The 14,610-nt window shown below is 36.3% G+C and carries 7 protein-coding genes, 2 tRNA genes and 3 rRNA genes; 11 read left to right on the top strand and 1 reads right to left on the bottom strand.

The window, feature by feature from the left end; translation table 11 throughout:
• Positions 1–101: 101 nt before the first annotated feature.
• The 11 genes from fumC (at position 102) to G8C41_RS06130 (ending at position 12,289) form a co-directional block, all read left to right on the top strand.
• Positions 102–1,496: a class II fumarate hydratase gene (gene fumC, locus G8C41_RS06180; RefSeq protein ID WP_166006733.1), complete on the top strand. Its 1,395-nt coding sequence runs from the start codon at positions 102–104 to the stop codon at positions 1,494–1,496.
• A gap of 360 nt (positions 1,497–1,856) precedes the next feature.
• Positions 1,857–2,849: a 6-phosphofructokinase gene (gene pfkA, locus G8C41_RS06175; protein WP_166006731.1), complete on the top strand. Its 993-nt coding sequence runs from the start codon at positions 1,857–1,859 to the stop codon at positions 2,847–2,849.
• Positions 2,850–2,897: 48 nt separating this feature from the next.
• Positions 2,898–3,908: a type I glyceraldehyde-3-phosphate dehydrogenase gene (gene gap / locus G8C41_RS06170; RefSeq protein WP_160568185.1), complete on the top strand. Its 1,011-nt coding sequence runs from the start codon at positions 2,898–2,900 to the stop codon at positions 3,906–3,908.
• A gap of 382 nt (positions 3,909–4,290) precedes the next feature.
• Positions 4,291–4,446: a 50S ribosomal protein L34 gene (gene rpmH / locus G8C41_RS06165; protein WP_055425699.1), complete on the top strand. Its 156-nt coding sequence runs from the start codon at positions 4,291–4,293 to the stop codon at positions 4,444–4,446.
• A gap of 231 nt (positions 4,447–4,677) precedes the next feature.
• Positions 4,678–4,848, top strand: coding sequence for a hypothetical protein (locus tag G8C41_RS06160; RefSeq protein ID WP_166006729.1), 171 nt, complete (start codon positions 4,678–4,680; stop codon positions 4,846–4,848).
• Between the two features lie 306 nt (positions 4,849–5,154).
• Positions 5,155–6,675: ribosomal RNA gene (locus G8C41_RS06155) — 16S ribosomal RNA — on the top strand.
• A gap of 203 nt (positions 6,676–6,878) precedes the next feature.
• Positions 6,879–6,952, top strand: a tRNA-Ile gene (locus tag G8C41_RS06150).
• A 13-nt stretch (positions 6,953–6,965) separates the two neighbouring features.
• Positions 6,966–7,039: transfer RNA gene (locus G8C41_RS06145), tRNA-Ala, on the top strand.
• Positions 7,040–7,160: 121 nt separating this feature from the next.
• Positions 7,161–9,983, top strand: a 23S ribosomal RNA gene (locus tag G8C41_RS06140).
• A gap of 77 nt (positions 9,984–10,060) precedes the next feature.
• Positions 10,061–10,168, top strand: a 5S ribosomal RNA gene (rrf, locus tag G8C41_RS06135).
• The 16S, 23S and 5S rRNA genes sit together here with 2 tRNA genes alongside, the layout of an rRNA operon.
• Before the next feature lie 717 nt (positions 10,169–10,885).
• Positions 10,886–12,289: an anion permease gene (locus G8C41_RS06130; RefSeq protein ID WP_166006727.1), complete on the top strand. Its 1,404-nt coding sequence runs from the start codon at positions 10,886–10,888 to the stop codon at positions 12,287–12,289.
• Positions 12,290–12,338: 49 nt separating this feature from the next.
• On the opposite strand, the gene G8C41_RS06125 is transcribed toward G8C41_RS06130, so the two are convergent.
• On the bottom strand, positions 12,339–14,486 hold the full coding sequence (locus G8C41_RS06125) for a S46 family peptidase (protein ID WP_166006725.1): 2,148 nt from the start codon (positions 14,484–14,486) through the stop codon (positions 12,339–12,341).
• Positions 14,487–14,610: the final 124 nt, after the last annotated feature.

The following is a 14,610-nucleotide window of genomic DNA, read 5'->3' as shown; positions in this document are numbered from 1 at the left end:
ATCAATCCCTATAATAGAAGTAATAAAATCAGCCTTTTTGGCTGATTTTTTATTTTTGTATGATTTTTGAAAGATTCATATAAAATAAAAAAAACATAACCATGAATTACCGTATAGAGAAAGATACTATGGGAGAAGTACAAGTTCCCGCTGACAAATATTGGGGTGCCCAAACAGAAAGATCAAGAAAAAATTTTAAGATTGGACCGGAGGCATCTATGCCCAAAGAGATAATTGAAGCATTTGCCTATCTAAAAAAAGCGGCTGCATATGCTAATACTGATTTAGTAGTATTACCTTCAGAAAAAAGAGATTTAATAGCCAAAGTATGTGATGAAATCAGTAAAGGAGAATTAAATGACCAATTCCCGCTAGTTATATGGCAAACCGGTTCAGGAACTCAATCCAATATGAATGTCAATGAAGTAATATCTAATCGAGCATTGGTATTAGGTGGAGGTAAACTAGGTGAAAAGAGTCCGATTCATCCTAATGACGATGTAAATAAATCCCAATCTTCAAACGATACCTTCCCAACAGCAATGCATATTGCAGCCTATAAAAAGGTTGTAACACATACCTTACCGGCAGTTGAAAAATTAAGAAATACATTGTTAAAAAAATCAGAGAAATTTAAAGATGTAGTAAAAATAGGAAGGACCCATTTAATGGATGCCACCCCCTTAACCTTAGGACAAGAATTTTCCGGTTACGTTGCTCAATTGGATCATGCTATTAAAGCTATAAAAAATACCCTGACGCATTTATCAGAATTAGCTTTAGGAGGAACAGCTGTAGGGACAGGATTAAACACTCCTAAAGGTTATGATGTCAAAGTTGCAGAATACATATCTAAATTTACCGGATTGCCATTTGTTACTGCACCCAACAAATTTGAAGCGTTAGCAGCTCATGATGCAATAGTTGAAACACACGGAGCACTAAAACAATTAGCCGTTTCACTGTTTAAAATAGCTCAAGACATACGACTATTAGCATCCGGACCTAGAAGCGGAATAGGAGAATTGTTTATACCGGAAAATGAACCCGGATCTTCCATTATGCCGGGCAAAGTAAACCCTACACAAAATGAAGCAATGACGATGGTATGTGCTCAAGTATTGGGTAATGATACAACTATCTCTTTTTCCGGTACACAAGGAAACTATGAACTCAATGTTTTTAAACCGGTTATGGCTTATAATTTTTTACAATCTGCCCAACTATTGGGAGATGCTTGTAAATCATTCAACGATCATTGTGCCATCGGAATTGAGCCTAATTACACAAGAATAAAAGAACTCGTTAATAATTCCCTAATGTTAGTGACAGCCTTAAATACACATATAGGGTATGAAAATGCTGCTAAAATTGCAAAAAACGCACATAAAAACGGAACAACACTAAAAGAAGAAGCGATTAATTTAGGTTTAGTAACTGCCGAACAATTTGATCAATGGGTTAGACCGGAGGACATGGTAGGAAGTTTAAAATAATAAATTAAAAATTTATGAAAATCAACATAAATGATTTTTTATTTTACGACTACGAAGCTGTATAAATGTTGTATTATAAAGGAATATGGTATTATTTTTGATATATAAAATTGTAAATTATCAATACAATTTATTATACTAAAAACTTCCTAATATATCTAATTTAAAATGTGGATATAAAATAAATAAGTTACCTTATAATTAAAGGTGATAGCTACAAAATTAAGAAAAAATTAATTTTAATTCAATATAAAATAACATGATATATATTTTATTATACATGTCCTTTTCTTAATGCATAATCCACAAATGATTAGTATATTTGTATGATCTTAGAATGTAAAAATCTATATAAAAAACATGTCTAAAAACACAAATAAAATTAAGAAAATAGGTGTCTTAACCTCAGGAGGAGATTCTCCCGGGATGAATGCTGCCATAAGATCAGTTGTAAGAGCAGCTAATTATTATGGAATAGAATGCTGTGGAATACGAATGGGATATGATGGGTTGATTAATGATATGGTTGTTGATTTAGGTCCTCGTTCAGTAAGAAATTTAATAAATAGAGGAGGAACTGAGCTCAAATCTGCACGTTCCGATGAATTTAGAACTATTGAAGGAAGAAATAAAGCAGCAGAAACAGTAAAAAAACATAATATAGATGCATTAGTAGTAATCGGAGGAGATGGATCATTTACGGGTGGAACTATTTTCCAAAAAGAACAAGGAGTACCCTTTATTGGAATTCCCGGAACTATCGATAACGATATATTCGGTACAGATTTTACCTTAGGCTATGATACCGCATTAAATACCGTCGTTGATGCAATCGATAAAATCCGAGATACAGCAACTTCGCATAATAGAGTTTTCTTTGTAGAAGTTATGGGAAGGGATGCCGGATTTATTGCTTTAAACAGCGGCATAGCTACCGGAGCATTGGATATACTTATACCTGAACAAAAAGATAGTATTGAAGATTTATTTTCTTCTTTTGACAATGCAAAACAAAAAGGAAAAACATCCAGTATTGTAGTAGTAGCTGAAGGAGAAAAATTAGGAGGAGTATATGATTTGGCTAAATTTACAAAAATGAAATACCCGGAATTTGACGTTAAAGTCACTGTTTTAGGTCATATTCAAAGAGGAGGATCTCCTACCGTTGCCGACAGAGTGCTGGCATCAAGATTGGGTGTTGCTGCAGTTGAAGGATTAATGGCGGGTAAATCTAATGTAATGGCAGGAATGCAATCAAGCAAGATCGTTTTTACTCCTATAGAAGAAGCAATTAAAAAACACAATGAAATAGATAAGGATCTTATAAAAGTAGCAGATATCTTATCTACATAGATAAAATAAAAAATTAATTTAGAAACAAACTTAAAAAAGTAAAGTATTATGTCAAAAATTAAAATTGGTATCAATGGTTTTGGTCGTATAGGACGATTAGTATTTCGTGCGGCTCAACATAATGAAAATATTGAAGTTGTAGGAATCAATGACCTTATTGATGTTGAATATATGGCTTATATGCTAAAATATGATACTGTTCATGGTAAATTCGATGGAACGATTGAAATTAAAGATGGTAAATTAGTAGTAAATGGAAATGCAATTAGAGTAACTGCTGAAAAAAATCCTGCAGATCTTAGATGGGGTGATATCGGAGCAGAATATATAGTAGAATCAACAGGTTTATTCCTTACAAAAGATAAAGCACAAGGTCACATCGATGCCGGAGCAAAATATGTAGTAATGTCTGCTCCATCTAAAGATGATACCCCTATGTTTGTATGCGGAGTAAACGATAATACCTATGTAAAAGGTACTCAATTTATTTCTAACGCATCTTGTACAACAAACTGTATATCTCCGGTAGTTAAAGTATTACATGAAAAATTTGGTATTTTAGAAGGATTAATGACTACAGTACATGCTACTACTGCTACTCAAAAAACAGTTGACGGACCATCAGCAAAAGATTGGAGAGGAGGTAGAGCAGCAGCAGGAAATATAATTCCATCTTCAACTGGAGCTGCTAAAGCAGTTGGAAAAGTAATTCCTTCTTTGAACGGAAAATTAACAGGTATGGCATTCCGTGTACCAACCTTAGACGTTTCAGTAGTTGACTTAACAGTAAATTTAGCTAAAGAAACAACTTATGATGAAATCTGTAAAGCAATGAAAGAAGCATCAGAAGGTGAATTAAAAGGAATTTTAGGATATACCGATGAAGAAGTTGTTTCTTCTGACTTTATTACAGATCCACGTACATCAATCTTTGATGCAAAAGCAGGGATACAATTAAGCCCTAAATTTGTTAAAGTAGTAAGTTGGTATGATAATGAGTGGGGATATTCTAACAAAGTTGTTGAATTGATTCAAAGAATTGCTAAAATTAACGGGTAATATTCATATTACTACTTTATAATGAATTGAAAAAAGCTATCATTAATGATAGCTTTTTTTATTGATAAGTATAAAATTGATTTCACGATAACAAAATATAAATTACCTTAATATAAAAGAACCAATCAAAATTTATTCTTTCTTGACAGAATATATAAAAATATCAACTAAGAAAAAGTTTATTATATAGTAATATATGTCATTTAAAGTTAAGAAATAACCTACAATAACCTTGTTTATGACTATAAACCTATAACTACCTTACGGTTACACCTAAAATTTTTTCACAAAAAAACAATTAAAAGTAGGAATATAAAAAATAAATGCTATCTTTGCAACCTCGAAAAAGATTAACGAATATAAAGATATAAGATAACAACCGATGAAACGTACATTTCAACCTTCAGAAAGAAAGAAAAGAAACAAGCATGGTTTTCGTGAAAGAATGGCATCAGCTAACGGAAGAAAAGTCTTAGCAAGACGTAGAGCAAAAGGAAGAAAGCAATTAACTGTTAGCGAATACAGAGCTAAAAGATAATCTGCTAGAACATATCTGAAAAATTAAAAAGACTGCTATGATAAATAAGCAGTCTTTTTGTTATATATAGTTAATATATCTTTTTAGGTTTAATTTTATATATTAGTTTATTTAGTAAAAGATTTAATAACTTGTTCGATATATATTATTATAAACTACAAAACAAAAAGCTATTCAGTAAAAGTATTAATAGTAAAGCGTACTAACAATACCTATATATAAAAAAAGTACTTGAATAAAATCAATAGCGGATACGAATATAAAACTAACAATATAAATATAGAGTATACAACCTATAAAGATTATAAAATAGAAAAGAATAAGAACAAGCCAAAAAGCTCCAATACGAATGATATGAAGAAAAGCAGGAGTGAAGAGAAAAAAAGAATTAAAAAAAATTAAAAATTTTTTTGAGGTTAAATAGGTGGTATTCAGGACATTAATGATTATTTGGCAAAAAAGATTAAAAAAAGATTACAAAAAAACTTGCAGGGAAAGAAAAAGTAGCTATCTTTGCACCCGCAAGTCAGGAACAACGAAAGAGAAAAACAGAAGAAGAGAGACCTGAGAAGCGCAAAAGATCGTTGAAATAAAAAGTTTTTTTAAACAAAGCTTACGAAAGATAAAAAGTAGCAAAACACAACCTGGAAGAAGAGAGATTCTTTTGAGTTAGGGAAAAACCTTGAAATTGATAATAACAAAGAAATTACAATGGAGAGTTTGATCCTGGCTCAGGATGAACGCTAGCGGGAGGCCTAACACATGCAAGCCGAGGGGTATTTTGGAGCTTGCTTCAAGAGAGACCGGCGTACGGGTGCGTAACGCGTATGCAACTTACCTGTATCACTGGGATAGCCCGGGGAAACCCGGATTAATACCGGATAACATATCAGCCAGCATTGGCAGATATTAAAAGATTTATCGGATATAGATAGGCATGCGTAGGATTAGTTAGTTGGTAAGGTAACGGCTTACCAAGACGATGATCCTTAGGGGGCCTGAGAGGGTGAACCCCCACACTGGAACTGAGACACGGACCAGACTCCTACGGGAGGCAGCAGTGAGGAATATTGGACAATGGGTGAGAGCCTGATCCAGCCATCCCGCGTGAAGGACGACAGCCCTATGGGTTTTAAACTTCTTTTGTATGGGAATAAACCACATTACGTGTAATGTTCTGAAGGTACCATACGAATAAGCATCGGCTAACTCCGTGCCAGCAGCCGCGGTAATACGGAGGATGCGAGCGTTATCCGGATTTATTGGGTTTAAAGGGTCCGTAGGCGGGTTGATAAGTCAGCGGTGAAAACCTGCAGCTTAACTGTAGAACTGCCGTTGATACTGTTAATCTTGAATAGTATTGAAGTAGCTGGAATGTGTAGTGTAGCGGTGAAATGCATAGATATTACACAGAACCCCGATTGCGAAGGCAGGTTACTAAATACCGATTGACGCTGATGGACGAAAGCGTGGGGAGCGAACAGGATTAGATACCCTGGTAGTCCACGCCGTAAACGATGGATACTCGTTGTTGGGGGTTAGCCCTCAGTGACTAAGCGAAAGTAATAAGTATCCCACCTGGGGAGTACGACCGCAAGGTTGAAACTCAAAGGAATTGACGGGGGCCCGCACAAGCGGTGGAGCATGTGGTTTAATTCGATGATACGCGAGGAACCTTACCAGGGCTTAAATGGGAATTGACGTACTTAGAAATAAGTATTTCTACGGACAATTTTCAAGGTGCTGCATGGTTGTCGTCAGCTCGTGCCGTGAGGTGTCAGGTTAAGTCCTATAACGAGCGCAACCCTTATCATTAGTTGCCAGCGATTAAAGTCGGGAACTCTAATGAGACTGCCGGTGCAAACCGCGAGGAAGGTGGGGATGACGTCAAATCATCACGGCCCTTACGCCCTGGGCCACACACGTGCTACAATGGCCGGTACAGAGGGCAGCTACTGGGCAACCAGATGCGAATCTCAAAAGCCGGTCTCAGTTCGGATTGGAGTCTGCAACTCGACTCTATGAAGCTGGAATCGCTAGTAATCGCAGATCAGCCATGCTGCGGTGAATACGTTCCCGGGCCTTGTACACACCGCCCGTCAAGCCATGGAAGCTGGGGGTACCTGAAGTCGGTGACCGTAAAAGGAGCTGCCTAGGGTAAAACTAGTGACTGGGGCTAAGTCGTAACAAGGTAGCCGTACCGGAAGGTGCGGCTGGAACATCTCTTTTTTAGAGCAAAAAGTCAAAACAAGGAATAACAACCCCCAAAAGAAGCTGACAACTTCCAGGTGTTTCCTACTTAAACAAATAAAAGAGTAAGTAAAAAGTTAAAAAAACACAAGATATATAACACCCCTGAAAAGCCCCTGTAAGGAAAAGGTAAGACAATAGAAGAAGAGTAAAAGGAGCAACGAGGAAAATAAAAATCAATCAGTCTCATAGCTCAGCCGGTTAGAGCGCTACACTGATAATGTAGAGGTCGGCAGTTCGAGTCTGCCTGAGACTACAAAGGGAAACAAGGGGAATTAGCTCAGCTGGCTAGAGCGCCTGCCTTGCACGCAGGAGGTCAAGGGTTCGACTCCCTTATTCTCCACAAGGTTCGAAAAACGAAAGAAAGAAGTAGTAAAAAGAACCAGTGTTATATACGGATCATTGACATTATTGGGATTTTATATAAAAAAATAAACCGAGCGGCCAATATAATTGGCTAAGGAAAAGAAATCGTTAAGGGCGTATGGCGGATGCCTAGGCTTCAAGAGGCGAAGAAAGACGTGGTAAGCTGCGAAAAGCTGCGGGGATTGGCACACACGAATAGATCCGCAGATATCTGAATGGGGCAACCCACTATACAAGAGTATAGTATTCCCGCAAGGGAAGGCAAACCTTCCGAACTGAAACATCTAAGTAGGAAGAGGAAAAGAAATCAACCGAGATTCCGAGAGTAGTGGCGAGCGAAATCGGAAGAGCCCAAAAGTATGTAATTAGATAGCAGAATGTTTTGGAAAGAACAACCGAAGAAGGTGAAAGTCCTGTAAGTGAAATCTGGTTATTTATGAAAAAGAGTAGGGCGGGACACGTGAAATCCTGTCTGAACATGGGGGGACCATCCTCCAAGGCTAAATACTCCTTGAAGACCGATAGCGAACAAGTACCGTGAGGGAAAGGTGAAAAGTATTTCGAAAAGAAAGATGAAAGAGACCCTGAAACCATACGCCTACAAGCGGTCGGAGCATCGTAAGATGTGACGGCGTGCCTTTTGCATAATGAGCCTACGAGTTAATTTCACTAGCGAGGTTAAGTAGTTCAGCTACGGAGCCGCAGCGAAAGCGAGTCTGAATAGGGCGTTGAGTTAGTGGGATTAGACGCGAAACCTTGTGATCTATCCATGGGCAGGTTGAAGCTTTGGTAACACAAAGTGGAGGACCGAACCGGTTGACGTTGAAAAGTCTTCGGATGACCTGTGGATAGGGGTGAAAGGCTAATCAAACTGGGAGATAGCTCGTACTCCCCGAAATGCATTTAGGTGCAGCGTTAAGAAAGAGTATACTAGAGGTAGAGCTACTGATTGGATGCGGGGGTTTCACCGCCTACCAAATCCTGACAAACTCCGAATGCTATTATATGTTTCTTAGCAGTGAGGGCATGGGTGCTAAGGTCCATGTCCGAGAGGGAAAGAACCCAGAGCAACAGCTAAGGTCCCGAAATGTATACTAAGTTGAACAAACGAGGTCAGACTGCCCAGACAGCTAGGATGTTGGCTTGGAAGCAGCCATTCATTTAAAGAGTGCGTAACAGCTCACTAGTCGAGCGGTTTGGCATGGATAATACTCGGGCATAAGTATACTACCGAAGCTATGCGAAATGAAAATTTCGGTAGGGGAGCATTCTATATGCGCAGAATCAGTAAGGTGACTTATTGTGGAGCGTATAGAAAAGAAAATGTAGGCATAAGTAACGATAATGAAGGTGAGAAACCTTCACGCCGAAAATCCAAGGTTTCCTCAGCTATGCTAATCAGCTGAGGGTAAGTCGGGACCTAAGGTGAATCCGAGAGGAGCAATCGATGGGAAATCGGTTAATATTCCGATACCGGCTGTAAATTCGATGGAGTGACAGAGTAATGACACTACCGCGTACTGACGGAATAGTACGTTAAAGCATGTAGGTAAATCAGCAATAGTAAAATGCGTTGCCGATGCCGAAAGTGAAAGTACCAGGAAGCTACGGTGGAATGGATAGTGTAGGTAAGAGCTCTCAAGAAAAACTTCTAAGGCAAGTTTACAGCGCCCGTACCAAAACCGACACAGGTGGATGAGGAGAGTATCCTAAGGCGCTCGAGTGAATCATGGTTAAGGAACTAGGCAAAATAGACCTGTAACTTCGGGAGAAAGGTCGCTCCCCGTAAAAAGGGAGCCGCAGTGAAAAGGCCCAGGCGACTGTTTATCAAAAACACAGGACTCTGCAAAATCGCAAGATGACGTATAGGGTCTGACACCTGCCCGGTGCTGGAAGGTTAAGGAAGGAGGTTAGCGTAAGCGAAGCCTTTGACTGAAGCCCCAGTAAACGGCGGCCGTAACTATAACGGTCCTAAGGTAGCGAAATTCCTTGTCGGGTAAGTTCCGACCTGCACGAATGGTGTAACGATCTGGGCACTGTCTCAACCATGAGCTCGGTGAAATTGTAGTATCGGTGAAGATGCCGATTACCCGCAATGGGACGAAAAGACCCTGTGAACCTTTACTATAGCTTCGTATTGACTTCGGGTAAATGATGTGTAGGATAGGTGGGAAACTAAGAATCGGCTTCGCCAGGAGTCGAGGAGTTGACGTTGAAATACCACCCTTTATTTATCTGGAGCCTAACTTCTGAACAGAAGGACATTGCGTGGTGGGTAGTTTGACTGGGGTGGTCGCCTCCAAAAGAGTAACGGAGGCTTTCAAAGGTACCCTCAGCACGCTTGGCAACCGTGCGCAGAGTGTAATGGCATAAGGGTGCTTGACTGCAAGACCGACAAGTCGAGCAGGTGCGAAAGCAGGACATAGTGATCCGGTGGTTCCGCATGGAAGGGCCATCGCTCATAGGATAAAAGGTACTCCGGGGATAACAGGCTAGTCTCCCCCAAGAGCTCACATCGACGGGGAGGTTCGGCACCTCGATGTCGGCTCGTCACATCCTGGGGCTGGAGAAGGTCCCAAGGGTTGGGCTGTTCGCCCATTAAAGTGGCACGCGAGCTGGGTTCAGAACGTCGTGAGACAGTTCGGTCTCTATCTATTGCGGGCGTAGAATTTTGCGTGGAGTTGACTCTAGTACGAGAGGACCGAGTTGAACAAACCTCTGGTGTATCAGTTGTGCCGCCAGGTTCACCGCTGAGTAGCTAAGTTTGGAAGAGATAAGCACTGAAAGCATATAAGTGCGAAACTCGCCACAAGATAAGAATTCGATATAGGGTCGTGGGAGAATACCACGTTGATAGGCTACAGGTGTAAAGGCAGTGATGTCATAGCCGAGTAGTACTAATTACCCGGAGATTTCGTCCAAAAAAATAAAAAAAATAAAAGTTAATAGAATTGGCCGTAAGAGTTTACAAATTTATATAAAATCCCATTAAGATATTTAGGGTGGTTATAGCGGTAGGGCTCACCTGTTCCCATTTCGAACACAGAAGTTAAGCCTACTTGCGCTGATGGTACTGCAAACGCGGGAGAGTAGGTAGCCGCCGGTTTTTTAAAAAAGAAAGCTTTGTATAGGTAATATACAAGGCTTTTTTTGTTTTGGATTGGAGTGGTTTTTTTGGTTTATGAAATTTTAAACTTATAAACTTTTAATTTAGCTAAACTCATAAGCTAACTCTCATAATTTTATATCAGACCTTTACTGTCTATGATGATATTTACTATACATATTCTTCAATGTTATTAAAAACAATCTCAATCTCGATAAAGAACTTCTTATTTAGAAATAGTAAATCTAAATAGTTTTTGAAATCTTATAATTTGAAGAAATAGGTTTTATTGATTCTATTTATCTAGTAAATCCTTTGCGATATATTTTATCTTTAGATTCTTCGGAGGGAACAATATTTTAAAAAAATATCCAAAATTTAGTTTTTTCTTATCTTAAAATTTAACTAATTTATAAATTTATCTATTAAATATATTTTTTTGACTATTAGATCATTACATTTTTATTATTTTAAAAACTAGAATCTCCTACACTTTTTTTTGGATTAATTATTGCTCTTAGAATAAAAAGTTTTATGAAATGTTTCATATAACCTATAAGTTTAAAAAATGGTAATTTCGAAGGGAATAAATGATTCTAAATACTATGATACATTTTTTACTTCATATATATTTATTGATAGTTGAGTTATATCGTTAAACAATTAGAATTTATTTATATAATATATAAACACAAATTAAATACATATAGTTAAATTATGAATAAAAATATATTAAAGTTTTTATTGGTTATTTTAGTAGGAGTTATTCTTTGGTTCGTACCTGTGCCGGATGGTCTTGATGTTAAAGCTTGGCATTTGGCATCAATTTTTATCGCAACGGTTTTAGGATTGATTCTTTCTCCGTTTCCTTTGGGAGCAATGGCAATCTTTAGTATGACCACGGTAGTTGCTCTAGATTTAATTCCGATTAAAAGCGCCTTAAAAGGATTTGGAGATACAACAATCTGGATGATAGCTTGTGCTTTTTTTATTTCAAGAGGATTTATTAAAACAGGCTTTGGAAGAAGAGTAGGATATCTTTTCATTAGTAAATTAGGAAACAGTTCCTTAGGTTTATCTTATGGTTTGGTTATGACCGATTTAATATTTGCGCCGGCAATGCCATCCACATCTGCACGTTGTGGCGGAATAATAACCCCTCTATTTTTATCTATATCAAATGCCTATGATTCTACTCCAGAAAAAGGAACTCAGAATAAGATCGGGGCATTTTTAGTACAATGTATATTTCAATGTAATGCAATTACATGTGCCATGTTTTTAACTTCGATGGCAGGCAACCCTATGATAGCAAAATTTGTTGAGAATATGGGATATACCATCTCATGGACTGATTGGGCAAAGGCCGCAATTGTTCCCGGCTTATTATCTTTACTTGTAATTCCATACGTATTATATAAATTTTATCCACCTGAATTAAAACATACCCCGGAAATGAAAGCGATTGCAAAAGAAAAGCTTAAAGAGATGGGTAAAATGACTACCAAAGAGTGGATTGTTCTGGGTGTATTTTCTTATTTAGTAATTTTTTGGGTATTAGGTTCATTTCTTAAAATAGATGCGACATTTACAGCCTTTGTAGGATTATGTATTTTATTATTAACTCGTGCTCTAGATTGGAATGATGTAATTAGTGAAAAAGAAGCATGGCATACAATTATATGGTTTGCGATACTTATGACCTTAGCTTCTCAATTGAATACATTAGGATTTATTCCTTGGTTTGGAAATTATGTAGCTGATTCTGTGAAAGGATTACCTTGGTTACCGATGTTATTTATACTTTTATTGGTGTATTATTATGTACATTATCTTATGGCAAGTGCTATAGCACATATCAGTGCGATGTACGTTATATTTGTTTCCATATCGATAGCTGCAGGGGCTCCACCAATGTTAGCAATATTATTATTTGCATTTTTCAGTAATTTAAATATGTCAATTACACATTATTCGAGCGGACCGGCTCCTATTTTGTTCGGTTGCGGATATATCCCATTGGCAAAATGGTGGAAGATCGGATTTTTTATGAGTTTAGTTATATTGGCCATTTGGTTACTAGTGGGTACCGCTTGGTGGAAAGCGATAGGATTGTTTTAAAAAATAATTATATAAAAAAGGTTTTCTAATTTAGAAAACCTTTTTTATTTTACTTTACAATTTTCATTTCATCTATAAGCCTTTGGGCTCCCGCATATTTATCGATTATAAATAATATATAACGAATATCAACCATAATATTTCTGCAGATAGAAGGATCATAATTAATATCGCTCATAGTGCCTTCCCAAACCCTGTCGAAATTAAGTCCTACCAAATTACCATGAGCATCAAAGGCGGGACTTCCCGAATTGCCCCCCGTAGTATGATTGGTTGCAATATAATTTACTATGATATCTCCATTTTGTGAATAAGGCCCGAAATTTTTTTGTTTGTACAATGTTATTAATTTTTTAGGTAAATTAAATTCGTAATCATCAGGAATATATTTTTCAATAACACCGGATAATGTTGTAAAAGGTTTATAATAAACTCCATCTTTTGGTGTATATCCGTCTATTTTACCATAAGTAACTCTTAAAGTAGAATTTGCATCAGGAAAGAATTTTTTTGAAGGAAAAGATTTTAATTGAGCATTCATATAGTTTCTTTGTAGGCTGTCATTTTTTTTATCAAAATCATCATGAAATGGTAAAATTTTTCTTCTGTACATTTCAATATAAGGAGTAATAAAGTTTAGTACTGCATCATCTTTTAATTTATACTTTATATTTTCCTTAGAATCGGAAGATAATATTGATATAAGATCTCCTTTTTTACGAGTTATATATGAATTTTTCCATAAATCGGTTAGGTAAATATTGCACGAAGATTCTTTTTCAAAATCTTCATGACCGGCTACCTGAAATCTTGGCTCAATATTCATACTGTACATGGAAAGCATTTTTGAAGAAACTTTCTTGTCTAATTCCGAATCATAATTTTTATAAATTGAACTCACATTTTTTATTACTCTTAATTTAATTGTTTCAAAGTCTTGATCAGAAGCATTAAGAAGATTGGATACTAAATATGCCATACGAAAAGTTTCAGAATTCGAATAGAAAACTTCATTAAAATAAGTGTAAGCTTTATTATACCGACTATTATTTTTATATAAATCATTTAATGCATTTACTAAAGACTGATTTTTATTTTTAGTATCAAGATTTATTTGACTTTGCTCTACCAATTGATTTTCATACTCTTTTCTTTTTTCGATAGCATTTGATTTAAGTAACCCTTGATTTTCGCCGATCCATTTTTTCCATCCGTTAGCGATAGATGCATATTTTGCTGCGTATTTTATCTTTATTTCTTTATTTTCACGCATCGCATGATCTAAAATTTTTAAAGATTCATTACGCAAGGTAATTCTTGATGGATTGGTTATTTCTAATAGTTGTTCAATAGCAGATGCCGGTAAATATTCTTGAGTTCTTCCGGGAAATCCGTATACAAATGAAAAGTCATTTTCCTTTTTTTCTTTAATTGATATAGGCAAATAGTACTTGGGTGTATAAGGTATATTATCTTTAGAATATTTTGCCGGATGATTATTTTTATCTGCATAAATCCTAAATAGGGAAAAATCTCCGGTATGCCTAGGCCACATCCAGTTGTCGGTATCTGATCCGTATTTTCCTATAGAAGATGGAGGAGCACCTACTAATCGAATATCTTCGTAAGTTTCTGTAATAAAAGCATAATATTGATTACCGTTGTAAAAAGGCAATATAGCAATGTCTTGATAGTCCTCTTTTTTAATGGTTGAACTAATTTTATTAATATTATTTTTAATAATAATATTTCTTTGTTGTTCAGTAAAATTATCGCTTATACCTAATAATATTTGAGAAGTTACATCTATAATATCAACAATAAAAGTTGCTTTTAAGCCTTCGTTCGGTTTTTCTTCTTCATAGTTATAAGCCCAAAATCCATGGGTTAACAGGTCATTGGTAACTGTAGAGTGCGATTGTATGCTATAGTAACCGCAATGATGGTTAGTAAGTAATAATCCCTTAGGTGAAATAACTTCAGAAGTACATCCTCCTCCGAAATGAGCAACCGCATCTTTTATGCTTGGATTATAGGTATTAAATATTTGTTTTGAAGATATTTTCATACCCAATTCCTTCATTTCTTTTTCATTGAGCTGATTAGGTATCCACATACCCCCACCCGTTTGAGCGACTAATGATGAAGCATTAAAAAAACAGGTTAATAAAAAAGATTTTAGTGTAATTTTTTTCATTGATACTATAATTAGTTTTTTAAAAATATAAATTTATAAATAATATAATAACATAAAAAAGTTAGAATGCATATTTAAAAGAAAAATTAATTAGCTTTGTGTAACTAATAAAAGTTAAGATTTT

Origin of the sequence: Apibacter sp. B3706 (assembly GCF_011082725.1) — a bacterium.
Taxonomy (GTDB): Bacteria; Bacteroidota; Bacteroidia; order Flavobacteriales; family Weeksellaceae; genus Apibacter.
The sequence above is the reverse complement of the archived record's forward strand: the minus strand, read 5'-3'. Positions and strand labels throughout refer to the sequence as shown.